Below are 22,943 nucleotides of genomic sequence, written 5' to 3'. Positions count from 1 at the left end.
CCGGGCTAGCCCCGGGCCGAGGTCAGCACCGCGATCTCGGTGCGGTTGGCCGCACCCAGCTTGGTCAGGATGTTGCGCACGTGGCTCTCCACCGTGCGCTCGGAGAGCACCAGCTGCTCGGCGATCTGCCGGTTGGTGAGCGCCGCGGCGACCAGGCCGGCGATCTCCCGCTCGCGGACGGTCAGGGGATCGGCCGCCCGCCCGGCGGCGCCGGCCGCGTCGGCCAGCTGCGCCGCGGTCCGCGCCGGCCCGGGCATCCCGAGGCGGAGGGCCTCCTGCCGGGCCGCCCGCGCGAGCGCCCCGGCCCGGGGCAGATCGCCCGGCCGCGCCCGGCGCAGCAGCGCGCCGGCCAGGCCGGTCCGGTCGTGGACGAGCGCCGGCCGCGCACCGGTCCCGGTGTCGACGTCGAGGGCAGTTCCGAGGTGCGCCACCGCCTCGTCCAGGGCGCCGCGGACGACGGCCAGCCGCCCCAGCAGCCCGGCCGTGGCGCCGCAGCCGTACACGCCGGCGCCGCCGGCCGCCAGGGGGTGCGCGGCGATGAGGCCGGCCAGCACCTCGGCGGTCGCCGGGTCCTCGAAGGCCTCGACCAGGGGGACCAGGCTGGTCGGCACCCCGCTGGACGCGGCGAAGTCCGGCTCCGCCAGGCGCCGGCGCAGCTCCTCGTACCGGACCTGCGCGTCGTCCCGGTCGCCGCGCAGGAACGCCACCAGCGCCCGGGTCACCAGGACGATGGGGATGTCGCCGGCGAGGTCGAGCAGCTGGAGGGCGTCGTCGTCCCAGAACTCCGGGTCCCCGGTGATCAGCGCGTGCTGCAGCAGGAACGCCCCGGACATGCCGGCGGTGGACATGTCCTGCGCCAGTTCCCGGGCGCCCAGGTCGCGGGCCTGCTCGTTGAGCGCCAGTGCCTCGGGGAACCGGCCGACGAGCGCGGCCACCGACGCGCGCAGCCGGAGGTCGTGCCAGCGCACCAGCGGCAGCCCGGTCCGCCGGGCGAGCGCGGAGATGCGGGCCAGCTCCTCCTCGGTCGTGGCCAGATCCCCGGTCTCCAGCGCCGCGTCGATCCGCCACTTCGCGCCCCACAGCTCGACCAGGGGCTGACGGGTCGCGGCGGCGTGCTCGATCGCCAGCAGGCCCAGGCGCAGGCGTTCCTCCGGGGGCAGCGCGTCGACGCTCACCTTCATCCGGGCACGGACGGCGTCGAGGACGGCCTCCGGGTCGCCCGCGCCCTCGGCCAGCTCCAGCGCGGTCGCGGCCAGCTGCGAGGAGGTGCCGAGCCGGCCGGCGTCCGCGTGGGAGGAGGCCATCTGCGCGAGCAGCCGGGCGCGCACGGCGGGGGAGGCGGCCACCTCGGGCTCGGCGAGGGCGCGCTCGCAGAGGGCGATCGCCGCGGGCGGGAAGCCGGGCGCCGCGACGTCGTGGACGGCCAGCGCCGCGGCCACCAGCAGGTCCGCACGGTCCGGCCCGTCCGCGGTCTCGGAGGCGGTGACGGCGTGCGCGAGGCCCTCCGCGAAGCGCCCGGCGCGGAACTCGGTGCCGGCGACCTCGACGAGCAGGGCGGCCCGATCCGCGCCGTCCCAACCCGCCCGTTCCGCGGCGTCGAGCGCCGTGCGCAGGAAGGTGGCCGCCTCCTCGAACGCCAGCGACCGCGTCGCGGCGGCGGATGCCCGGCGCGCCCACGCCGCCGCGCGGGCGAGTGCGTCGGTATCGGCCGAGGCCCGGAGCCAGTGCCCGGCGACGACGCCGGCGCTCGTGTCGTCCACACCGACGGTCGCCTCCCACGCCTCGGCCACCCGTCGGTGCAGGGCCTCCCGGTCGCTGGGGGCGAGGTCGGCGTAGATCCCGTCGCGGACGACGGCGTGCACGAAGCGACGGCGTCCCGGGCTGCCGGGCACGGTCGTCAGGACGCCGGCGTGCACGGCGTCGTCCAGGGCCCGGTGCACCTCGTCCTCCGGCCGCTCGGCGACGGCGGCCAGCAACCCCGGGCGCACCTCCTCGCCCAGCACCGCCGCCACGGTCAACAGCCCGACCGTCTCCCCGGGCAGGGCCGCCAGCGCCGCCCGGACCGCGGAGCGCAGCGCGGCGGAGGCCGGCGCGTCGTCGGGCGTGCCGCCGGCCGACGCGAGCGCGCGCAGGTAGAGCGGGTTGCCGCCCGAGCGCCGGTGCACGACGTGGACGGTCCCCGGTGCGGGGACGGCCGGACCGACCGCCGTGAGGTACCGGCGGACGTCGTCCTCCGCGAGCGGGGTGAGCTCGAGCACGTCGGTGCCGGGCCAGCGGAGCAGCTCCGGCAGCGCCTCGCGCAGCGGGACGACCCGTGCGGGCCGGCCGGTTCGCGGTAGCTGCCGAGGACGAGCAGGTGCGACCGGTGCAGCTCGGCCGCCAGGTGGACCAGCAGGCGCAACGAGGTGGGATCGGCCCAGTGCAGGTCCTCGAGGACGACGACGAGGCCGCCGGGTCCGGCCGCGGCGACCAGCGCCTCGGTCGCGGCCGACACGAACCGGAACCGGGCGGCCTCCGGGTCGGCGGCCTCGGGGTGCCGGTCGACGGCGGCGAGGGCGTCGCCGACCGCCGTCGCCACCTCCGGCCGGGCCCGCAGGACCCGCCGCCACGGCCACAGCGGCGGGGCGCCGGGGTCGTCGACGCAGCGCCCCCAGACGACCGGGACGGGCACCCCGTCCAGCGCCTCCTCGACCGTCCGGGTCTTCCCGATACCCGCCGGGCCGGTGACCAGCACGAGGCCGCCCGCGCCGGCCCAGGCGCCGTCGACGGCACCGCGGAGGCGGGCCAGCTCGACGTCCCGGCCGACGAAGGGACCCCGGTGCGCGCCCGGGGGAGGCCCGGCGTCCGCCATGCCGGGAGCATCCCACCGCCCGCCGGGTCTGCGTACCGGAATTGCGTACCGGAGGTCAGTGGCAGCACGGATGCCCGTGCCCGGCCGCGGGCGGAGGGTCGACCCGTGCCGGACCGGTCGGCGGTCCGCTCGGCAGGAGGAGGATCCGTGAACGCCACTCTCCACCGGTTCCGGCGGTGGCCGGACGAGGACGCCGGGACCTGGGCGCGCGGTCTGCTCGCCGGGATCAGCGGCGACGGGCAGGAGGACGCCTGCGTGCTCGGCAGGCTGGACGGCGCGGACGGCGCGCTGCTCGTGCTGTGGCGGACGCCGGCGGACGCCGCCGCGGTCCGCGTGCCGGACCCCGGCTTCCTGGTGGGCTCCGGCAGCTACGAGCTGCTCGAGCGCGTCGCGGGCTCGGCGGCCGGCTCGGCGCCGGAGTTCGCCCAGGTGCTGTGGTTCCCCGGCGGGAACGCGGCCCGCACCGACGCGCACGTGCGGGCCGGCCGCGAGCGCATCGATCCGGCGATGCGGACCGTCAGCGGCGTCGTCGTCACCTACGTGCTGCGCGGCGCCGACGACGCCCTCGTCGTCGTCACGCTGGTCACCGGCCTGCCGGTCCTGGAGGACATGCGGCGGGCCGTGTTCGCCACCGACCTGCTGCCGTGGGAGGACCCGGCGCTGCTCACCGACCCCGAGCGGGTCGACGTCGACCGGGTGCTGCACGCGCGGCTGGCCACGGGGGTCCGGTCGTGACCGCGGCCCCGCGGACGGCGATCCGGGCGTACCGGGTCTCGGACAGCCGCACGCAGGTGCGCTTCACCGTGCGCAACGTCGGGATCCCGGTGCGGGGCTCGATCCCGGTGAGCCGGGGGGAGGTGCACGTGGACGCCGGCGGCGCCCCGGTGCGGGCGCGGGCGGAGTTCGAGCTCGCCGGCCTGGACACCGGCATCACCCGCCGGGACGCCGACCTGCGCCGCGCGCGGTTCCTCTCGGTGGACCGGCAACCGGTGATGGTCTGGAGCTGCGAGCGCTTCACCCGCAGCGCCGACGGCTCCTGGCTCGCGGAAGGCCGGCTGACGGTGCGCGGGACGGCGACGCCGCTCGCGGTGGCCGGCGTCGCCGAGCCGGGGGAGGGCGGCACGCTGGTCCGGGCCGCGGCGACGCTGGACCGCACGGCCGTGGGGATCCGGGCGCCCCGGCTGCTGGTGGGCCGGGTCGTGCGGATCGAGATCGACGCCTGGCTGGTGCCGCTGGCCCGCTGATCGCCCGCGGGGGCCGTGGTGCGCGCCACGGCCCCCGGGGGGGATGCCGCGCGGACGGTGGTGCGTTCCCAGTTGACGTGAGCACCACCCACGACCCGGAGCACCCGGACCGCCCGACCGCACCCCGCCCGCGTGCACCCCGCTGCCTGCGCCACTCGTTCTGGCTGGCCGCCTGCGACGACTGCCGCCGGGCGCATGCCCACCTGCTCGCGGCGCCGGCCCGCCCTCCGGTGAGCCGCCCCACCCACCTCGTCGCCGGCGGCTGCCCGGCGCGGGGGATGATGGGCGCATGACCGAGCAGACCGAGGAACGCAGCATCGGCAAGCGGGCGAACGAGCTCAACGCCAGCATCCGCTACACGATGTGGTCGGTGTTCCGGCTGGCCCGGCCGCTGGCCGACGAGGCGCGCTCCTCGGCCGCGGACGAGGCGGCCGCGCTGATCGACGAGCTGGCCGGCAAGGACGTCGTCGTCCGCGGGACCTACGACGTCGCGGGCCTGCGGGCCGACGCCGACGTCATGGTGTGGTGGCACGCCGGCACCCCCGAGGCGCTGCAGGAGGCCTACACCCGGTTGCGCCGCACGGAGCTGGGCCGCCACCTCGACCCGGTCTGGTCGCAGATGGCGCTGCACCGCCCGGCGGAGTTCAACCGCAGCCACATCCCGGCGTTCCTCGCCGACGAGGAGCCGCGCCGCTACGTGTGCGTCTACCCGTTCGTGCGCTCCTACGAGTGGTACCTGCTCCCGGACGAGGAGCGGCGCGACATGCTCAAGGAGCACGGCATGCAGGCCCGGCCCTACCCGGACGTGCGGGCGAACACCGTCGCCTCGTTCGGCCTGGGCGACTACGAGTGGATGCTCGCCTTCGAGGCCGACGAGCTGCACCGCATCGTCGACCTCATGCGCGACCTGCGGGCCAGCCGCGCCCGCCGGCACGTGCGCGAGGAGATCCCGTTCTACACCGGCGTCCGCAAGCCGATCGCCGAGCTCGTCCGCGACCTCGCCTGACCCCGCTCCACCGCGGAGGAGCAGCTCCCCGGATACGCATGAGGGTGGTCTCCCGACGTCGGGAGACCACCCTCAGGCGCATGCGGGTGCGGGTTACTCCGCGGGCTGCAGGCGGATGCTCACGCTGTTGATGCAGTAGCGGTCGCCGGTGGGCGTCTGCGGGGCGTCGTCGAAGAGGTGACCCAGGTGGCTGTGGCAGCTCTTGCACAGCACCTCGGTGCGGATCATCCCGTAGCTGCGGTCCTCGCGGAGGACCACGTTGTCCTCGCTGGAGGCCTCGTAGAACGAGGGCCAGCCGCAGTGCGAGTCGAACTTGGTCTCGGACCGGAACAGCTCGGCGCCGCAGGCGCGGCACTCGTAGACGCCGACGGTCTTGGTGTCGACGTACTCACCGGTCCAGGCGCGCTCGGTGCCGGCCTGGCGGAGCACCGCGTACTCCTCCGGCGTCAGCTGCGCGCGCCACTCCTCGTCGGTCTTCTGCACCTGGGGCTGCTGGGAGGAGGTCGTCATACCCGGACGAACGGGCGGCGCCGGACCGCCATTCCCGGCGCCGCTCAGCGCCCGAGCCCGGCGTCGCGGGCGCGGACGATCGCCTGCGCCCGGTCGGTGACCTGCAGCTTGGCCAGCACGTTCGACACGTTGTTGCGGACCGTCTTCGGCGACAGGTACAGGGCGGCGGCGATCTGGGCGTTGGAGCGGCCGGCGGCGACCAGGTCGAGCACCTCCCTCTCCCGCGCGGTGAGCTGCGGGAAGGCGGTCTGCGGACCGGACGGCCCGGCGGTGAAGAACTCCGCGATCCGGCGGGCCAGCGCCGCACCGAACACCGCGCCGCCGCTCGCGACCGTGGTGATCGCCCGCACCACCTCCTCCTGGTCGGCCCCCTTGAGCAGGTAACCGCGGGCCCCGGCGCGGACGGCGGAGAAGACGGTCCCGTCGTCCTCGCTCATGGTCAGCACCACCACGCCGGTCGACGGCGACTCCGAGGTGATCGCCCGCGTCGCCGCGATCCCGTCCGTGCCCGGCATCTGCACGTCCATGACGACGACGTCCGGCTGCTCCTCGCGGGCCAGCCGCACCGCCTCGGCGCCGTCGGCAGCGGTGCCGACGACGGCCAGGCCGGGCACCGAGCCGAGCAGCATCGCCAGGCCGTCCCGGTAGACGGGGTGGTCGTCCACGACCAGCACCCGCAGCGGGCCCTCGTCCGGTTCAGCCATGCCGATCGCCGTCCCCTCCCACGGGCAGCACCGCCCGCACCACCGTGCCCCCGTCGGGCGGGCACTCGACCGTGCAGCTGCCCCCGAGCTCGGCGGCCCGCTCGCGCAGGGACACCAGACCCACCCCCGCGGGCGCGTCCGGCGGGATGCCGATCCCGTCGTCCACCACCGAGACGACGAGCGCGCCGTCCGCCCGCTCCAGCGTCACGGCGACCCGCGAGGCCCCCGCGTGCCGCCCCGCGTTGGCCAGCGCCTCCGAGGCGATCCGGTAGGCGGCGACCTCCACGGCCGCGGGCAGCTGCGCGGTGCCGCTCGCGGTCACGGTCACCGCCACGGCGGGCGGCAGCACCCCCTCGGCCTGCTGGCGCACCGCTCCGGTCAGCCCGAGGTCGTCCAGCGCGGGCGGGCGCAGGTCGTGCACGAGCCGGCGGACGTCGGCCAGCGCCGCGGCGACGTCGTCCCTGACCCGCCGCAGGACGGCGTCGGCCTCCTCGGGCCGGTCGGCGGCCAGGTTGCGGGCGGTGTCGATGCGCAGCACCACCGCGCCGAGGGTGGGCCCGAGCCCGTCGTGCAGATCGCGGCGCAGCCGGCGCCGCTCCTCCTCGCGGGCGGCGACCAGCTGCTCGCGGCCGGCCTGGAGCTGCGCGGCCAGGGAGCCGGCGCGGGCGGCGGCGGCCGCCTGCCGCACGACGTCGGCGAGCAGCCGCTCGTCCCGGGTGAGCAGGGAGGCGCGGACGCCGTGCCGGGGGAGCAGCAGCCGGCCGACCGGCTCCCCGCGATAGGCGATCGGCAGCGCGCGGACCGCGGCCGGCCGCTCGCCGTGCTCGGCCAGCACCCGCTCGCCGTCGGCGGAGGAGACCTCGACCCCGACGTAGGGCGACCGGAACGCCTCGGCGACCGCCGCCGCGACGGCCATGAGCTGCTGGTCGGCGTCGTCGCTGCGCTCGAGCCGCTCGGCCAGGCCGGAGACCACGCGGTAGGGGTCCTCGCGCTCGCCCAGGACCCACCGCCGCACGAGGCGCCACAGCGCGGCGCGCAGCGGCACGTAGCCGACGGCGAGCAGCAGCAGCGTCAGGAGCACCGCGTCGCGCCGGCCGCGGTCGCCGACGAGCACGCCGGCCGAGCCGAGCACGAGGAGGTCGAGGACGACGACGCCGGCCGCGAGCCCGCCGTAGACGAGCGTGCCGCCCAGCAGCCGGTCGATGTCGACCGCCCGCGGCCGGAGGAGGCCGACGGTGACGGCCAGCCCGGTGAGGCCGACGGCGACCGCCAGGTCGACGCTGATCCGCGTCGACGGGAAGAGCAGCGCGCCCAGCATCACCATCGCGTCGACGACGCCGGCCCAGAGCAGCCAGCGCATCCGCCGCCGGTCCTCGCCGGTGGCGGCCCGCAGCCGGTGCACGACGACCGCGAGCGGCAGCAGGATGCCGACCGCGCCGAGCGGGAAGGCAAGGTGCAGCAGCGGCAGGACCACCGCCTCCGGCAGCGGCACGCTGGTCGGGTCGAGATGCAGGCCGAGGAAGGCCTCGGGCATCTCCGTGCCGGCCCGCCGGTCCAGGACGTCGGCCGGCGTGGTCACCACCAGGACGGGGAGCAGCGCGGTGCAGCCGAGCGCGAGCAGCGCGACCGCGCGCCACCGCCCGGCGGGCAGCCGACCGTCGGGGTAGAGCAGGAGCAGCAGGGGCAGGCCCAGCAGCAGCCAGGCGCCGAACCGCTGAACGAACCAGAACGCCAGGGAGGCGCCGGGCAGTGCCGGGTCGGACTGCACCGCGTAGGTGAGCCAGGACGAGGCCAGCCCGTCGAGCGCCCAGAACAGCGCGGCGGCGGCGACCACCCAGGAGACGGCGTTGCGTGGCGCGCGGCTCACCAGCAGCGCGCCGGGAACGGCGAGGAGCAGCCCGGACAACCCGATCTCCCAGCCGGCTCCGGAGTCGACCGCCTCCCGGGCGGCGTGCGGGGTGGCGAGGTCCAGAGCCGCGCTCCCGGCGACGGCCGCGAGCGTGACGGCCGCCGTCGTCCAACCCAGCACGGCGAACCTGGGCTCCGGCCCGGCGTCCGACGGCGGCGGAGGTGCCACGGGCGGGGCGTCGTCGGCGGGTGTCCGGACCTCCACGCGCGGATCATGCCGGGTTCGGCGTCCCGGCGGACAGGGGCGCGGTGTCCCGGATCGGGCGGGACACGGACGGGCCGGATCCGGGCGCCGGGTCACTGGCTGCCCGGGACGCCGGCCCGCGACGGTTCTCCCAGCGGTGCCGCAGGGGCACCGCCCCTGCTGCTCGGAGGACCGATCGATGTCCGTCAACACCAGCCCGGCGCCCGCCCGGACCGACACCGCCGCCGTGTCCGCGGGGCCGGTGACCGACCCGCTGCGGCCGATCCGGCTCGGCGGCCTGGCGATGGCCGCCGGCGCGGCCGCCTGGGCGGTCGGGTCGATGCTCACCTACGACGTCGACCCGGCCGGCGAGTACCCGCTCTACTACAAGGCGAGCTCGCTGCTGTTCCAGCTCGGCCTGGTGGCGCTGGTCAGCGTCCAGCTGCGCACGCGGGCCACCGGCACCGGGCGGCTGGCCCGGCGGCTGCTGCACGCCGAGCACGTGCTGCTGGGCCTGGCGATCGTGTCCTCGATCCAGTGGATGGTGGCGCCCGACGTGTCGGAGGACGCCTTCTGGCTGGCGCTGGACGCCTTCTGGCCGTTGTCGATGCTCGGCATGGCGGCGATCGGCATCCGCATCGCGATCGCCGGCCGGTGGCGGGGGCCGGCGCGGGTCTGGCCGGCTGTCGCCGAGACGTGGCTGCTGTTCATGATCCCGGCGATGGCCCTCGTGGGCGACGAGGCGAGCGCCTTCGTCAGCGCCGGCCACCTGCTGGTCGGCTACACCGCGCTCGGCGTGATCCTGGCGGTCCGGCCCGAGCTGACCCTCCCGCGGTGACGCGGACGGTGCCCCGCCCTCGTGACCCCGGGGCGGGGCACCGCCGTGTGCACGGCAGCGGGGAGACTGGCGGGGTGACCCCGCCGTCCTCGCCGCCCGACCGGCCCCTGCCCGACACCTGGTTCACCCGCGACCTGCCCGTGCTGCGGGCGATCGCCCGCCTGGTGGACGCCCCGGAGCACGGCGGGTCGCCCTACCTGCTCGGCGCCGTCGTCCCCGCGAGCGGCTTGCCCAAGGCCGACGTCGTCGTGGCCGCCAAGGCGCTGGCGGCGGGGGGCTACATCGAGCCGCTCACGAACCACGCCGGGGAGATCGTGCGGATCACCGCGATCTCGGCCGAGGCGCGGCGGCTTGCCGGGCTCTGGCCGACCCCGCAGGGGGAGTGGGACCGGCTGCTCGAGCAGCTCGCGGCGCGGGCGGCGAACGCGCCGACCGACGTCGAGCGGCAGCGATGGGGGGCGTTCGCCGACGCCGCCGCTGCGGTCGGCGAGGAGGCGGGAGCGCTGCTCATGCAGTCGCTGATCGGCGGGTACGTGCCCCGCGCCCGCTAGGTCCGCGCAGGAACCCCTGCGAACGGCAGCGCCCCCGCCCGGAGAACCGGACGGGGGCGCTGCGTGCTGATCAGGTGATCAGAGCGGGGTGACGTTCGCAGCCTGCGGGCCCTTCTGGCCCTGCTCGATGTCGAACGCGATCCGCTGGCCTTCATCGAGCGAGCGGTACCCGCTGGACTGGATGGCGGAGTAGTGGACGAACACATCAGGTCCGCCGCCGTCGGGGGTGGCGAAGCCGAACCCCTTCTCGGCGTTGAACCACTTGACAGTTCCTTCGGGCATTGCTCGCTCCTTGCTGAGGTGGTGCATCGGGGTCCTGCCATAGCGCAGGGCCTTCCCGACGGAGAAAGCCTAGCGGCTGCTGCACCGGTGCGACCAGGGCTGTGGGACCTGGGAAAACGCGCCGGTCAGATCCGGCGGCCACGGCGGTCGGGCAGCGGCGGTGCCGGCGTGGCCCCGCGGGCGTAGGACGGCCCGACGTAGGTGAAGCCCGCCGGCGCGGTCTGCGCGGACAGCGCACCCGGGGCAGGGAGCGCTGTCCGGTCGGGCGCCACGGGCGGGGCCGGGGCGGTCTGCGCCTCACCCGGAGCCGGGGAGCGACGGGTGCCGGGGCGCCAGGAGGTGACCCCGACGACCTCGGCGACGGGGAGGGCGGTGGCCTCGGCGAGGGCCTGCTCACGGCGCCACCGCACCATCGAGCGCCCCCACGCCTCGAGCGCGAGACGACCGGCCAGCAGGACGGCGGCGGCCACCGCGAGGACGAGCACCGCGTCGACCAGGCCGGCGGCGACGTCCAGCCCGCTCACTCCGGTCCAGCCCGCCGATTCGAACCGCCGGGCCACGGCCAGGAGGAGGGTGAGGACGACGCCGTACGCCACGAGCGCGTGCTTCATCCCGCCTCCTCCGCCGGTGCGCCGCCGGGGTGCCCGGCGTCCTGCCTGCGACCAGCGTTGCCCGTGATCGCGCGGAACAGGCACCTGCGGAGGGCGCCGTCACCCCGAGGAGGGACGGACGTGTGCCCGCGAGGTGCTTGCGTGCCGGGCGCGGATGAGTGAGCGTGTGCGGGCGTTCTGCGACGCGGGGGCGGTCCGGCCGGCGCTCCGGCTCGTCCCCGACCACGGAAGAGCTCCCGATGCCCTCGCTCGTCGCGTCCCCTCCGCGCTCCGCCGTCCCGGCGCGGCGGCCCCCCCGTGACCGACCGCCCGGACGCGCCCGACCCCTCCACCTTCCGCCCGCAGGAGGGCATCCGCGCCGACGTCACCCTGGTGGCACGCGGCGCCACCTGCGGCTCGCTGGTCGAGGCCTCCACCGAGTTCGCGATCGCGGTCCGGCCGGACTGGAGGACCGAGGTCGCCCCCGGCGACGCCGTGGAGCTGTACTGGACCGGCACGGGCGGGGAGCGGATGCTGCCCGCGCGCATCGCCCGTGCCGAGGCGGGCGGTGACGGACCGGGCGGCGCACCGCGCTGGCACCTGGCGGCCACCGGCCCCGCCGAGCGCGGCCAGCGGCGCGCGGCGGTGCGCGGGCGGGTGGCCCTGCCGGTGTACCTGCCGTGGTCCGACGGTCAGCTGGTCGGCGAGACGGTCGACCTCAGCGAGGCGGGCATGCGCGTCCTCGTCGACGGTTGGGGCTGCCCCCAGAGCCCGGCACGCCGATCCAGGTGAGCGTGACCGTCGAGGAGGACGTCGTCGTGCACCTGCGCGGCGAGGTCGTCCGGCACGGCCGCTCCGGCCTGCGCTGGCTGCTGTCCCTGCGCTACGGCGACCTCCCCGAGCGGGACGCGGACCGGCTCCGCAAGCGGGTCTTCCAGGCGCTGCGCGCAGAGCGCGCCCGCGAGGAGTGCCCGCCCCGGTCAGCGGCCGCGCTGCCCGCCGGCACGGACCGACCGGCGGGGAGGCAGCTGCCACAGCGCGCCGAGCCGCCGGTCCAGGTCCGGGTCGAAGCGGGCCAGCCCGGCGCCGGGGTAGGGGGTGAGCTCGCTGAACCAGACCTCGCCGTCGAGGTCGTAGAGGTCGACCCGGATGAAGTCGAACGCCGCGCCCAGCGTCTCGGCGATCTCGAGCATCCGCGGCAGCGATGCCGGGGGAGGGGACACCGGGCCGGGCGCGACGTCCTCGGTCACGTCCACCGGCGTCCAGTCCCGGGTGTACAGCCGGCGGCGGTGCTCGCCCCACCGGCCGGTGTCCACGTGCACCAGCTCGACCCGGCCGCCGAAGACCAGGAACTTGTGGTCGGCCGGCGGGGCGTCGGACCCGAGGAACTCCTCGACGAGCAGCAGCCGCCGGGCCTGCGTGTACACCCACTCGCCCTGCTTCCGGAACAGCGGCTCGTCCAGCCAGCCCGCGGTGATCCGGCGCAGCGCGTCGACGTCGGGCCGGCCGGTGGCGACGTGCACCCGCCCCGACCCGTGGTTCGGCTTCAGCACCCACTGCTCCGGCAGCTCCGCGCCGGCGAGGTCGGCGAGGTCCGTGCCGGACCAGAGCACGGCCGGCACCCGCACCGCCGGGCACGTTGCGGACGCGTACGCCTTCATCGCCAGCTTGTCGCCCAGCCGGCCGATCAGCGGGCGGCGGTCGTGGACCACCCGCCAGTTCACCTTGTCGGTGAACGTCGTCCGCCCCGGTCGACGGCCGTGCGCCTCGTGGAACAGCACCGCGCGCTTGAGCCGGAGGGGGAGGCGGACCAGCACCGACCGGGGCAGCCGCCAGCCCGACACCACGCCTCCTCCGGCCGCACGTGTCGGCAGCACCCCTCGTCGTCCCGCACAGTCTGGTCCACCGGGGTCAGGTGTCAGTCGTCGGCCGGCTTCTTCGCCCGGCTGGGCTGCACGCGCATCGGCTCGCCCGGCATCTTCGGGTAGTCGGGGGGATAGGGCAGGTCGCCCAGGCCGTCGTCCGCGGCCTGGCGCTCGGCGAGCTCCAGCAGCGGCTCGATGCCGAAGGCGTGGTCGGCCAGGCCGGCGTGCTTGTCACCGACGGCCGCGAAGCGCGCGGGCATGGTGAGGACGTCGAAGTCGAACGGCGTCACGTCGGGCAGCTCGTCCCAGTCGACGGGCGCCGACACCGGCGCGTGCGGCTTGGGCCGGATCGAGTACGCCGAGGCGATCGTGCGGTCCCGGGCCATCTGGTTGTAGTCGATGAAGATCTTCTCGCCGCGCTCCTCCTTCCACCACGACATCGTCACGCGGTCGGGGAGGCGCCGTTCCAGCTCCCGGCCGAAGGCGATGACCGCCCGCCGGACGTCGGTGAAGGTCCAGCGCGGCTGGATCGGCACGTAGATGTGCACGCCGCGCCCGCCGGAGGTCTTGGGCCAGCCCTCCATGCCGAACTCGTGCAGCAGCTCGCGCACGTGCGGGGCGACCCACACCGCGTCGGAGAAGTCGGTGCCCGGCTGGGGGTCGAGGTCGATGCGGATCTGGTCGGGCTGCTCGACGTCGGCCTTGTCCACCGGCCACGGGTGGAAGGTGAGCGTGCCGAGGTTGGCGCACCACGCGACGACGGCGAGCGAGTCCGGCGCGATCTCGTCGGCGGTGCGCCCGCTGGGGAAGGTGATGTGCGCCGTCGGCACCCACTCGGGCGCGTTCTTGGGCACCCGCTTCTGGTAGAACGCGTCGCCGGTGTTGTCCACCCGCGTGGAGAGCCGGGCGCCCTCGAACACCCCGCCCGGCCAGCGCTCCAGCGTCGTCGGCCGGTCCTTGAGCGCGAACAGGATGCCCTCGCCGACGGCGAGGAAGTACTCGACGACGTCGATCTTCCGGATGCCCTTGTCCCCGAAGTACGGCTTCTCCGGGTTGGAGATCCGCACCTCGTGCCCGGCGACGTCGAGGATCACCGCGTCCTTGCTGCTCGCCATGTGCGGGAGGGTCCTCTCGTCGGCCGGGCAGCGAGTGTCACGCAGGGCAGGTGAGGCCGTCCACCGGAACTACCAGGTCGATGAGGTAGGCGTTCACCGCGTCGTTGACGCACTGGTTCTTCGGGTACGCGGTGTGCCCCTGGCCCTGCCAGGTCAGCAGGACGCCGGCGGTGAGGTCCTCGGCGAGGTTCACCGCACCCGGCAGCGGGGTCACCGGGTCGCCCTGGTTGCCGACGACGAGGATCGGCGCGCTGCCCTCGGCGTCGACGGTCGGCAGCGGGGTGCGGTCGGCCTCCCACGGGGTGCAGTTGTACAGGCCGGCTGCGGCGTTCGCGCCGAACAGCGGGTACTCGGCGTCCCACTCGGCGGCCAGTGCGCGCACCTCGTCGGTGTCGACCTCCTCCTCGGTGTCCGCGCAGTTGATCGCCAGGTTGGCGTCGAGCAGGTTGGAGTAGCGACCGTCCTGCAGCCGCCCGGAGTAGCTGTCGGCCAGGGAGAACAGCCCGGCGGCGTCGCCGGCGCGGGCGGCGGCCAGCGACTGGGAGAGCTGCGGCCAGGTGCGGGTGTCGTAGAGCCCGGCCTGGATCGCGGTGAGGACGACGCCCGGCGTCGCCTGCCGGGTCTCGCCCTCCTTGGTGCTGGCGATGGGCGCCTGCGAGGCCTGCAGCATCAGTTCGTCGACGAACACCCGCGGGTCGGCGCCGAGCGGGCAGCCGGCGATGAGGCCGGTGCAGTTCTGCGCGAACGCGTCGAACCCGGCCTCCAGCCCGGCCGCGCGGGCCTCACCGGCGGCGCGCAGGTCCGCGTCGGGGTCGACGGCGGCGTCGAGCACGAAGGCCCGCACCCGGTCGGGGAACAGCTCGGCGTAGGTGGAACCCAGCGTCGTGCCGTACGAGTAGCCCAGGTAGGTGAGCTGCTCCTCGCCGAGCGACTGGCGGATCAGGTCCATGTCGCGGGCGGTGTCGACGGTGTTGAAGGCGCCCAGCGCCGCGGGGGACTCATAGCGCTCGGCGCAGCCCTCGGCCACCTCGCGGGCCAGGTCGAAGACGCTGTCGAGCTGCTCGGCGCTGGTCGGCTGGGGCTCGGCGGCGACGATCCGGTCCTTGGTGGCGTCGGGGATGCACTCGACCGGCGAGGACGACGCGACCCCGCGCGGGTCGAAGCCGACCAGGTCGAAGCGGCGCAGCACGTCCTCGGGCAGGGTGAGCGCCAGGCCGAGCGCGGCGTCGAGGCCGGAGGCGCCCGGGCCGCCGGGGTTGACCACCAGCGAGCCGATCTTCTCCGTCTGCTGGGGGTGCACGCCCCGCACGAGGCGCAGCGGCAGCCGCTCGCCGCCGGGTTCGTCGTAGCTGATCGGGACGGTCACCTGGCCGCACTCGAACGTCATGCCGCGCTCGCTGCCGGGCCGGCCGGCGAGCAGCGGCTGCAGCAGGTCGTTGCAGTCGGTCCACTCGATCGGCTCCGCCGTGGGCTCGGCGGGGGCGCTGCTCGCGGAGGTCGTGGCCTCCTCGTCGCTGCCGCCGTCGGAGGTGCAGCCGGCCGCCAGGAGGGTCAGCGCGGCGAGCAGGCTGGGCAGGACGGCTCGCCGGCCGTGGTGCAGAGGCATGATCACGAGCCTAGGAGGCTCGCGGCGACCCCGCAGACGAGCACCGCCCCGCGCGGCCCGAACCACCCGTCAGGGCGTCTCGAGCACCTCGGCCAGGTCGTACCGCACCGGCACGTCGAGCTGGTCGTACGTGCAGCTGAGCGGGTCGCGGTCGGGTCGCCAGCGCAGGAACTGGCCGGTGTGACGAAGCCGACGGCCCTCGAGCTGGTCGTACTTGATCTCGACCACGAGCTCGGGGCGCAGCGGCACCCAGGAGAGGTCCTTCTTCGCGTTCCACCGGCTGACCGCTCCGGGCATGCGGTTCTCCCCGTCCTCCTGGACCTGAGCGTTGGCCCAGTCCTGCCACGGGTGCCCGTCCAGCGCCTCGGCCCGATAGGGCGCGAGCTCCTCGACCAGCTCGGCCCGTCGCTTCATCGGGAAGGACGCGGCGACGCCGATGTGCTGCAGCCCGGTCCCGTCGTACAGGCCCAGCAGCAGCGAGCCGACGATCGGCCCGCTCTTGTGCCAGCGGAACCCGGCGACCACGCAGTCGGCGGTGCGCACGTGCTTGACCTTGGTCATGAGCCGCTGGTCGGGGCCGTAGGGCAGGTCGGCCCGCTTGGCGACGACGCCGTCCAGGCCGGCGCCCTCGAACGTGTCGAACCAGCGCTGCGCGGTGGCGGGGTCCTCGGTGATGCCGGTGAGGTACACCGGCGGCGCGGTGCCCGCCAGCGCCGCCTGCAGCTGCTGCCGGCGCTCGGCGAACGGCCGGTCGACCAGCGACTCGTCGCCCAGGGCAAGCAGGTCGAAGGCGACGAAGGAGGCCGGCGTCTGCTCGGCCAGCAGCCGCACTCGGGACTCGGCCGGGTGGATCCGCTGCAGCAGCGCCTCGAAGTGCAGCCGGTCGCCGGCCGGGACCACGATCTCGCCGTCCACCACGCAGCGCTCGGGCAGGTGCGCCTTGACCGCCTCCACCACCTCGGGGAAGTAGCGGGTCAGCGGCCGCTCGTTGCGACTGCCCAGCTCCACCTCGTCGCCGTCGCGGAAGACGATGCAGCGGAAGCCGTCCCACTTGGGCTCGTAGAACAGGCCGTCGCCGGTGGGCAGCGCGGTCGCCGCCTTCGCCAGCATGGGCTTGACCGGTGGCATCAGCGGCAGGTCCATGCCGGTCAGTCAAGCAGTCCGCGCCGCCGCGTGCGGAGCTCTCGACCCGCCCGCTCCCGCGTCCTAGCCTCGGCGCCGCGGGGGGCGACCGGGAGGTCCACCATGCCGCTCTACCTGACCCGTTTCCGCTACACCCCGGAGACGTGGGCGATGCTCATCGCCGAGCCGGAGGACCGCCGGCGGGCCGCCACCGTCTACATCGAGTCCGTGGGCGGATCGCTGCACGGTTTCTGGTACGCCTTCGGCGAGTGGGACGGCTACACGCTGTGGGAGGCCCCGGACGACGTCGCCATGGCCGCGGTGGCCCTCGCCATCGGCGGCGGCGGGGCGATGGCGGCCATCGAGACGACCGTGCTGCTGACCGTCGAGCAGACGCTGGAGGCCCTCGACCGGGCGCAGTCGGTCGGCTACCGGCCGCCGGGCGCACCCCGCACGGACGGCTAGCGCCAGGCGAAGACCGGCTGCTCGTAACCGGCCACCCGCTCCACCTCGCCGCGGCAGGCGATCCGGCAGAACTGGTGCACCACCGCGGCGGTCGGGGCGTGCACGAACCCGCCGAGCAGCGGCAGCCGGATGACCGGACCGTCGGACTCCGGGATGGTCTCGAACACCGGGTCGACGTCCAGGTCGGCCAGCGGCACCTCGAAGACCGCGGCCACCTCGGGCTCCGAGCCGGCAAACCCGTCGACCGGCCCGGCCCAGCAGACGACCGGCGTCATCACGTAGCCCGAGCGCGTCACGTAGTCGTCCAGCAGCCCGAGCACCGCCTCCCGGCCAAGGTCGAGCCCGATCTCCTCGTGCAGCTCCCGCAGCGCGCCCTCGACCGGGCCCTCGCCGGCGTCCAGCCGGCCACCGGGCAGCGCCCACTGCCCGGCGTGCGCGCGGAGGCCGGCCGCGCGGCGGGTGATGACCAGGGTGGGGACGCCGCCCTGCTCGGTGACGCAGAGCGCCACGGCGGCCTGCTTGAGCTCGGGGCGGTCCGCGGCGATCCGGGGGAACCCGGCGACCCGCCCGGCGACGGTCTCCCGGTCCAGCACTGCCATGCCTGCTCCTCGCCGCCGTCCGCGGCCGCCGCCGGCCGCCGCACCGCCGCCAGTCAACAGGACGACGCCGGACCCGGCCGGGTCAGCTCCGGAGCAGGGCTGCCGGGGCACCGGTCCGGGCCGGCGGGGGGACGGGCGGGAGCGGGCGGCGTGCCCGCGGGTGGCCGTCCACGGCGCGCAGGGTCACGGTCCGGGCGACGTCGGGCTCCCGCGGGCCGTCCGCGGCGCGCGGCGCGTCGTCGTCCTCGTCGTCCCGCCCGGGTCGTGCTGTGCCGGGTCGCGGCCCCGGGTGGGCCGCGATGACCCCGCAGACCAGCACGACCAGCAGCCCCGCGCCCTTGGGGGAGTGCAGCAGCGCCGACGCGCGGCCGAGGTTGCTGACGCCGAACCACAGCTCGCCCCGGACCGCGGACGCGGGGACGGGGTCGAGGTCGGGGGAGGCGTTGGCGTCACCCTGGGTCGTGAACACCGGCACGCCGCTGCTGTCGTCGACGGCGAGCACCCGGTGGGTCACCAGCTCGGGTGCGTCCGGCGCGCGCTGGAAGGTGATGACGTCACCCGGCTCGACGGTCGCGGGGTCGACGGTGCGGACGAAGGCCATGGCGCCGACCGGCAGCCCCGGGCTCATGCTGCCGCTCAGCACCGCCAGCGCGGACCCGCCGGTGACCAGGGGGAAGACGGCGACGGCCAGTGCGGCTGCCGTGCCGGCGACGAGCACGAGGCCGAGGGCCCACGCGACGACGCGGCGGAGCGTGTGGAGCAGCACGTCCCGATGCTCCCCGGCGGCTCCCCGGCCCCGCATCATCGATTCTGACGATGCGGGCGACCGCGCGGGTCGCGCACGATCGCCGCGTGCGACTCCCCGTCGCCGCCCTCGCCGCGGCCCTGACGATCGGCGGCATGCTGTCCACCGCCGCCCCGGCGGCAGCCGGCGGCCCGCTGGCGCCCGGCGGCACGCAGACGGTGGTCGTGGCGGTGCCCGCGTCCTGGGCGGCCGAGGCCACGCAGATCGCCGTCAGCATCCGCGGCCTCGAGCAGGCGGAGAACGGCTGCCTCGAGGTCGAGGCGGAGGCGGGCGACGACTGCTCGTCCGACGTCGGGGAGCTGGCCGGGAAGCTCAGCACGACCGCCGCGTGGGGCCGGGCAGCGGGCGCGACGTGCGAGCCGGGGGCTGCCCCGGTGCCGGTGGACCTGTTCGGCGCCGCGACCGCACGGCTGGCCGATCCCGGAGGGGTGCAGTGCGTGCTCCTCGCCATGACCTTCCTCGACGGCGACTCCGACAACGTGGCCCAGTCCGACACGCTTACCTTCGACCTGGTGCTGGTCGCCGAGGGCCCGCCGGACTCGCCCGGAACCACGGCGGGTGGCACGGCGGGCGGCACGGGCACCGATGTGCCGGCGTCCGGCGGCGGGCAGGTCCCTGGAGAGCAGGGCGTCGCCCCGGCCGAGGGCGGCGGCCAGGCCGGTGCCGCTCCGGAGGTCGCCGCCTCGGGCGGAGCCGCTCCTCCGGTCGTCGGTGGGCGTGCGGTGGGCGGAGGTGCGGTGGCCGGAGGAGCTGCGCCCGGTGGCCCGGGTGCCCTCGTCGGCGGCGGGGCGCCGGCCGGGCCGGAGCTCGACCGGGTCGATGCCCAGATCACGGTCGGCGGCGCCGGAGCCGGTGTGGAGACCCAGGCCGCGGCGACCTCGTTCGCGGCCCTGGTGCTGGCCTGGGGTGCCGCACTGCTGGCGCTGGTCGGCCTCGGCTGGATGCTCTTCCTCGTGCTGAGGCGCCGTCGGCGTCGTGCGGCGAGCGGGCAGGGCATCGACGAGCCGGTCGAGGAGGTCCTGGCGTGAGGCGGTCCACGGTGTGGTCCCTCGGGGGCGTGCTCGCCGGCACGGTGCTGCTCGGCACGGGCGGCACGATGGCGACCTTCAGCGACACGCAGAGCATCTCGGTGGTGGTCGGAGCCGCAGCCGACCTGGACGGGAGCGCGCCCGCCCCGACCGCCGCGCTCGCCGTGCGGGCCGTCACCCCGCCGGGGAACGGAACGGGGCCCGGTCGCGCCCTGACGTTCGCGGTGGACGCCTCCGCGACCGGGGCGACCGCCGGCCTGCAGTGGACGGCCGTGGACGGCCCGGGCAACCGTGCCTGCGCCGGAGGGGGTGACGCCCTCACCGTCTCGGTGGCGGGGCCGTGGCTCCCCGCCGTGCCGCCCGTGTCGCTGTGCGATCTGCTCGACGCGGAGCACCCCGTCGTCCTCGTGGAGGTGGAGCCGGGCGCACCGCTCGACGGGGCGTTGCTGGAGGTCCGGTTCACCGGGCGCAACGGTCAGGGGCTCCCGCCTCGGGGGTGGAACGGCACCTTCCGGTTCACCCTGGTCCCTGGCGGGGGCGCGCCCGCTGCCACCGTCGACGTCCCGGTGGGCACGAACGGTCCGCGGTAGCTCCGCGCCGGTCAGCGGGGATCGCGCGACGCGGGTGCGTCGAGCCATCCGGCCCGGCGGGCGAGCGCGACGGCCTGCAGCTGCGAGGACACCCGGAGCTTGGTGAGCACGGCCCGGATCTGGGTGCGCACGGTCGCCTCGCTCACGTACCCGGCCGCGGCGATCGCGGCAGCCGGGAGCCCGGCTGCCAGGGCGCGCAGCACCTCGTCCTCCCTCGGGCTCAGGGAGCGGAACGGGGCGAGGAGCGACTCCTCGTCGGCGTGCGCACGGCGGGCGGCGGCCAGCAGGTCCTGGCGCCGCCCCTCGTCGAGGACCGCCCGGCCGTCTCTGACGGCGGCGACGACCGCGACGAGCTCGTCGAGCGCGCAGTCCTTGGACAGCACGGTGACCGCGCCGCGCTCGACCGCGGTGCCCCAGGTCGCGTCCTCGGTCTCCCCGGTGACGACGACGACGCGGCAGCCGGTCGCGGTGACCGGCTCGACCAGGTCCAGCCCGTCGATCGGCACGCCGTCGTCACCCGTCCCGAGTCGGAGGTCGAGCAGCACGGTCGCGGGCGCGGCCGCCGCGCACCCGGCGAGGATCCCCGAGGCCGTCCGGGCCGTCACCCGATCGGCCGGGATGCCCGCGGCACGCAGCCCGATCTGCACGGACTGGGCGAAGAGTGCGTGGTCGTCGACGAGCAGCACGGGGGAGCCGGTCACAGGGCCGCAGCCACCTCGGGGACGACGCCCGAGCGGGGGTGGGGCACGACGGGCGGGGCGGACGCGGGAACGGCGGGCAGGGTGAGCACGAAGCAGGTTCCCGCGGTGGTCTCGGCGGCGACCAGGTCCCCGCCGTGCCGGCGTGCCAGGTCGCGGGAGATCGCCAGCCCGAGCCCCTCGCCGGGGCTCCCGGAGCGCCGGACGCCCGCCTCGAAGGCCGTGGCGCGGCCGGCCGCGGACAGGCCGGGGCCGTCGTCGGAGACGGAGACGGTGAGCCGGTCGGTGACGGTCACGTCCACCCGGCACACGGACCGGGGAGCGTGCGCCAGGGCGTTGCCCAGCAGGTTGCCCAGGATGACGGCGAGCGCGTCGCCGTCGAGCGTGACGGGTGCGGCGCCGGTCGGGGCCCAGCTGACCCGTAGCCCTCGTTCGCGGTGGCTCACCACCAGCGGGCGGACCACGTCGTCCAGCTCGACGGTGCTGATCGCGGGCGCACGGCCGGGCAACCGCAGCAGCCGCTCGAGGCGGGCCAGCTCGGCGGCGACCGACTCCTCCAGGTCGGCGCGGAGGGCCGCCTGCCCCGGCCCCAGGTGCCGGACGGCAGAGGAGGCGGCGCGCACCCCGGCGACCGTGGCCCGGGAGTCGTGCAGGCAGGCGCGGGCCTCCTGCAGCTGGCGCTCGTGGCCGGCCAGCTGCTCCAGCAGCCCGGCGACGTAGCGCTCCTGGCCGGCCAGGGCAGCGCCGAGCCGGCGCAGCGCCGCGGCTCCGGCCAGGGCCGCGGCGGCCACCAGGCCGGCTCCGACGGCGACGCGGACCGGTTCGGTGGCGGCCGGCCACGCGGCGGGGACCACCCGTGCGGCCGTGGACGCGGCGACCAGTGCGGCGATGCCCGCGACGGCCCGCGAGGGGCCGCGCTCGCAGGCGACCAGCGGCTCGCTCCGCCACGCGGCGAGCGCCACGGCGAGCCAGGAGCCACCGGCCAGCGTGGCGGCGAGGGCCGTGGCGTGCGGGAGGACAGGGGAGGCCGCGAGGACCAGCAGGGCCAGGACGCCGCCGGCCAGGAACGCGCCGGCACGCCGGGTGAGGCGCCACACCGGCGGCAGCCCGCGGCAGGGGAAGGCCCGGAGCGTCACCCCGCCGGCGACGAGGACGACGCCCAGGCCTGCTGTCGGGGCGAGCTCCGGCCATCCTCCGCCGGTGAGGGCGGCGACGGCGATGGCGACCGGCTGGTGCAGCCCGAGGAGCAGCAGCCCCCCACCGATCTGCCGGGTGGCGGCCGTGCTCGTGATGCGCCAGCGGAGGAGGTAGCCCACGCCGGCGGCGACGAGCCCCAGCGTGGAGATCACCACGAGGAGGGTGTGCTGCGCGCGGTGGTCGGCGAAGGCGAGACCGGCCGTGGCGGCCGCTGCGGCACCGACGGCGGCGAGCCGGCCGGCCGGTGCGCCGACGCTGCGTCGGCGGCGAGCGGGCGTGCGGTGCAAGTCCATGACGTGAGCCCCCCCCGTGGTTCGTCCGGCCGGGGCAGGACACCACACGCGGCGCTGACCAGTCATTTCCCGGCGGCTCTGGAGTGGCTACAGGGATGGGGTGGGACCACTGTTACTGGGGGGTTCCGATTGCCGGCGCGATCAACAGTTCTGACGATGCCCGGCCCCTGGGGTGCACCGCAGTCTCGGATCGTTCGCCGAGCGCCTGCCGGCGAGAACCGTCGTCCGACGGGGACATCGACAGGAGACACCCCATGAAGAAGATCGCCCTCGCCTCCGCCGCCATGGGTGGCGTCGCCCTCATCGCCTTCGGCGCCAGCGGCACCTTCGCCGCCTTCTCCTCGACCCAGACGGTCGCCGGCCAGAAGGCCGGTGCCGAGACGTTCGAGCTCACCGTTGGTGGCGGCGTCGTGGGGACCGGGGACGAGCACATGTCGCTCGCCCCCGGCGGGAGCGCCCGGTACGCGTACGAGATCAAGAACGCCAGCGCGCTCCCCGGCAAGCTCAGCGCAACCGTGAGCGTGCAGGACGCCGAAAACACGCGCAGCGATGCGGAGAAGGCCGCGGGGGACACCAACGACGGCACGGGTGAGTTCAGCACCTTCGCCCGCGTCCAGCCGTCCTACGACGCCAACTGCGACGACAAGCCCGACACCAAGCTGGGCGGGCCGGTCAAGATCGCCGACCTGCCCGCTGCCGTCTCCGCCGCCTTCACGTCGTGGACGTTCGCCCCCAACACGACGCACTGCGTGATCCTCGACGTGTCCCTGCCGGACGACCCGAAGATCAACCAGGTCCAGGGCGACGACATGACGTTCAGCCTGGGGCTGACGCTGACCCAGGTGATCGCCCAGCAGTGAGTCCGTCCGCCGAGGGCGGTCCGGGATCTCCC

At 76.0% G+C, this 22,943-nt stretch carries 25 protein-coding genes and 1 pseudogene; 11 read left to right on the top strand and 15 right to left on the bottom strand.

Translation table 11 applies throughout. The annotated features are described in order from the left end of the window. Positions 1-5: 5 nt before the first annotated feature. Both JKP75_RS23960 and JKP75_RS24625 read right to left on the bottom strand, forming a co-directional pair. Complete coding sequence (locus tag JKP75_RS23960; RefSeq protein WP_309229776.1) at positions 6-2,258, bottom strand: LuxR C-terminal-related transcriptional regulator; 2,253 nt, start codon at positions 2,256-2,258, stop codon at positions 6-8. A 98-nt stretch (positions 2,259-2,356) separates the two neighbouring features. Next, positions 2,357-2,851: pseudogene (locus tag JKP75_RS24625) on the bottom strand (ATP-binding protein); the annotation flags it as partial. A 147-nt stretch (positions 2,852-2,998) separates the two neighbouring features. On the opposite strand from JKP75_RS24625, the gene JKP75_RS23955 reads away from it, so the two are divergent. The 4 genes from JKP75_RS23955 (at position 2,999) to hemQ (ending at position 5,101) form a co-directional block, all read left to right on the top strand. Beyond that, a complete protein-coding gene (locus JKP75_RS23955; RefSeq protein WP_200493095.1) occupies positions 2,999-3,586 on the top strand; it encodes a hypothetical protein in 588 nt (195 codons plus the stop codon). Then, positions 3,583-4,095 carry a YceI family protein gene (locus JKP75_RS23950; RefSeq protein WP_200491053.1) on the top strand — a complete coding sequence of 171 codons (513 nt, stop codon included), beginning with the start codon at positions 3,583-3,585 and terminating at the stop codon, positions 4,093-4,095. The genes JKP75_RS23955 and JKP75_RS23950 overlap by 4 nt, the downstream gene beginning before the upstream one ends. Before the next feature lie 77 nt (positions 4,096-4,172). Further along, positions 4,173-4,388, top strand: a complete 216-nt coding sequence (locus tag JKP75_RS11675) for a hypothetical protein (RefSeq protein WP_200493094.1) — start codon at positions 4,173-4,175, stop codon at positions 4,386-4,388. Further along, positions 4,385-5,101, top strand: coding sequence for a hydrogen peroxide-dependent heme synthase (hemQ, locus tag JKP75_RS11670; RefSeq protein ID WP_200491055.1), 717 nt, complete (start codon positions 4,385-4,387; stop codon positions 5,099-5,101). Before JKP75_RS11675 ends, hemQ begins: the two co-directional genes overlap by 4 nt. A 93-nt stretch (positions 5,102-5,194) precedes the next feature. Here hemQ and msrB read toward each other — a convergent pair whose 3' ends face one another. From msrB to JKP75_RS23945, 3 genes are read right to left on the bottom strand one after another with little or no spacing between them, the layout of a single operon-like run. Next, positions 5,195-5,611 (bottom strand): peptide-methionine (R)-S-oxide reductase MsrB, encoded by a 417-nt coding sequence (gene msrB / locus JKP75_RS11665; RefSeq protein ID WP_200491056.1) that lies wholly within the window; start codon positions 5,609-5,611, stop codon positions 5,195-5,197. 44 nt (positions 5,612-5,655) lie between these two features. Beyond that, a complete protein-coding gene (locus tag JKP75_RS11660) occupies positions 5,656-6,315 on the bottom strand; it encodes a response regulator transcription factor (protein ID WP_200491057.1) in 660 nt (219 codons plus the stop codon). After that, positions 6,308-8,428 (bottom strand): sensor histidine kinase, encoded by a 2,121-nt coding sequence (locus JKP75_RS23945; protein ID WP_200491058.1) that lies wholly within the window; start codon positions 8,426-8,428, stop codon positions 6,308-6,310. Before JKP75_RS23945 ends, JKP75_RS11660 begins: the two co-directional genes overlap by 8 nt. A gap of 178 nt (positions 8,429-8,606) precedes the next feature. Between JKP75_RS23945 and JKP75_RS11650 the strand changes: the two genes are divergently transcribed. Beyond that, positions 8,607-9,245 (top strand): hypothetical protein, encoded by a 639-nt coding sequence (locus tag JKP75_RS11650; RefSeq protein WP_200491059.1) that lies wholly within the window; start codon positions 8,607-8,609, stop codon positions 9,243-9,245. A 74-nt stretch (positions 9,246-9,319) separates the two neighbouring features. Continuing rightward, positions 9,320-9,796, top strand: a complete 477-nt coding sequence (locus JKP75_RS11645) for a hypothetical protein (RefSeq protein ID WP_200491060.1) — start codon at positions 9,320-9,322, stop codon at positions 9,794-9,796. 78 nt (positions 9,797-9,874) lie between these two features. Here JKP75_RS11645 and JKP75_RS11640 read toward each other — a convergent pair whose 3' ends face one another. Both JKP75_RS11640 and JKP75_RS11635 read right to left on the bottom strand, forming a co-directional pair. Then, on the bottom strand, positions 9,875-10,078 hold the full coding sequence (locus JKP75_RS11640) for a cold-shock protein (RefSeq protein WP_014377016.1): 204 nt from the start codon (positions 10,076-10,078) through the stop codon (positions 9,875-9,877). 125 nt (positions 10,079-10,203) lie between these two features. Next, the gene (locus tag JKP75_RS11635) at positions 10,204-10,689 is read right to left on the bottom strand and encodes a hypothetical protein (RefSeq protein WP_200491061.1); all 486 of its coding nucleotides are present in this window, start codon (positions 10,687-10,689) and stop codon (positions 10,204-10,206) included. A 297-nt stretch (positions 10,690-10,986) separates the two neighbouring features. Between JKP75_RS11635 and JKP75_RS11630 the strand changes: the two genes are divergently transcribed. Next, the gene (locus JKP75_RS11630; RefSeq protein WP_200491062.1) at positions 10,987-11,460 is read left to right on the top strand and encodes a PilZ domain-containing protein; all 474 of its coding nucleotides are present in this window, start codon (positions 10,987-10,989) and stop codon (positions 11,458-11,460) included. A 188-nt stretch (positions 11,461-11,648) separates the two neighbouring features. Here the strand turns inward: JKP75_RS11630 and JKP75_RS11625 are convergent, their stop codons facing one another. From JKP75_RS11625 to JKP75_RS11610, 4 genes are all read right to left on the bottom strand, one after another. Then, on the bottom strand, positions 11,649-12,512 hold the full coding sequence (locus JKP75_RS11625; RefSeq protein ID WP_200491063.1) for an ATP-grasp fold amidoligase family protein: 864 nt from the start codon (positions 12,510-12,512) through the stop codon (positions 11,649-11,651). Positions 12,513-12,586: 74 nt separating this feature from the next. Beyond that, entirely contained in the window at positions 12,587-13,648 is a 1,062-nt protein-coding gene (locus JKP75_RS11620) for a DNA polymerase domain-containing protein (RefSeq protein WP_200491064.1), read from the bottom strand. Between the two features lie 37 nt (positions 13,649-13,685). Beyond that, positions 13,686-15,254 carry an alpha/beta hydrolase gene (locus JKP75_RS11615; protein WP_200491065.1) on the bottom strand — a complete coding sequence of 523 codons (1,569 nt, stop codon included), beginning with the start codon at positions 15,252-15,254 and terminating at the stop codon, positions 13,686-13,688. 69 nt (positions 15,255-15,323) lie between these two features. Continuing rightward, a complete protein-coding gene (locus tag JKP75_RS11610) occupies positions 15,324-16,397 on the bottom strand; it encodes an ATP-dependent DNA ligase (RefSeq protein WP_200491066.1) in 1,074 nt (357 codons plus the stop codon). A 102-nt stretch (positions 16,398-16,499) separates the two neighbouring features. On the opposite strand from JKP75_RS11610, the gene JKP75_RS11605 reads away from it, so the two are divergent. Continuing rightward, a complete protein-coding gene (locus JKP75_RS11605) occupies positions 16,500-16,841 on the top strand; it encodes a GYD domain-containing protein (RefSeq protein ID WP_200491067.1) in 342 nt (113 codons plus the stop codon). Here the strand turns inward: JKP75_RS11605 and JKP75_RS11600 are convergent. Further along, the gene (locus JKP75_RS11600; RefSeq protein ID WP_200493093.1) at positions 16,838-17,440 is read right to left on the bottom strand and encodes a CoA pyrophosphatase; all 603 of its coding nucleotides are present in this window, start codon (positions 17,438-17,440) and stop codon (positions 16,838-16,840) included. The two genes, JKP75_RS11605 and JKP75_RS11600, sit on opposite strands and share 4 nt — an antisense overlap. Positions 17,441-17,522: 82 nt before the next feature. Further along, positions 17,523-18,206, bottom strand: a complete 684-nt coding sequence (locus JKP75_RS11595; RefSeq protein WP_200493092.1) for a signal peptidase I — start codon at positions 18,204-18,206, stop codon at positions 17,523-17,525. 86 nt (positions 18,207-18,292) lie between these two features. On the opposite strand from JKP75_RS11595, the gene JKP75_RS11590 reads away from it, so the two are divergent. Beyond that, complete coding sequence (locus tag JKP75_RS11590) at positions 18,293-19,273, top strand: hypothetical protein (RefSeq protein ID WP_200491070.1); 981 nt, start codon at positions 18,293-18,295, stop codon at positions 19,271-19,273. Beyond that, complete coding sequence (locus JKP75_RS11585; protein WP_200491071.1) at positions 19,270-19,863, top strand: hypothetical protein; 594 nt, start codon at positions 19,270-19,272, stop codon at positions 19,861-19,863. The genes JKP75_RS11590 and JKP75_RS11585 overlap by 4 nt, the downstream gene beginning before the upstream one ends. 11 nt (positions 19,864-19,874) lie before the next feature. Here JKP75_RS11585 and JKP75_RS11580 read toward each other — a convergent pair whose 3' ends face one another. Both JKP75_RS11580 and JKP75_RS11575 read right to left on the bottom strand, forming a co-directional pair. Further along, positions 19,875-20,564, bottom strand: coding sequence for a response regulator transcription factor (locus JKP75_RS11580; RefSeq protein WP_200491072.1), 690 nt, complete (start codon positions 20,562-20,564; stop codon positions 19,875-19,877). Next, positions 20,561-22,051, bottom strand: coding sequence for a sensor histidine kinase KdpD (locus tag JKP75_RS11575; RefSeq protein WP_200491073.1), 1,491 nt, complete (start codon positions 22,049-22,051; stop codon positions 20,561-20,563). The genes JKP75_RS11580 and JKP75_RS11575 overlap by 4 nt, the downstream gene beginning before the upstream one ends. Before the next feature lie 254 nt (positions 22,052-22,305). Between JKP75_RS11575 and JKP75_RS11570 the strand changes: the two genes are divergently transcribed. Continuing rightward, positions 22,306-22,911: a hypothetical protein gene (locus JKP75_RS11570; RefSeq protein WP_200491074.1), complete on the top strand. Its 606-nt coding sequence runs from the start codon at positions 22,306-22,308 to the stop codon at positions 22,909-22,911. Positions 22,912-22,943: the final 32 nt, after the last annotated feature.

Origin of the sequence: Blastococcus sp. TML/M2B (genome assembly GCF_016612865.1) — a bacterium.
GTDB lineage: Bacteria > Actinomycetota > Actinomycetes > Mycobacteriales > Geodermatophilaceae > Blastococcus.
This window is presented reverse-complemented; position numbering and strand designations above follow the sequence as displayed.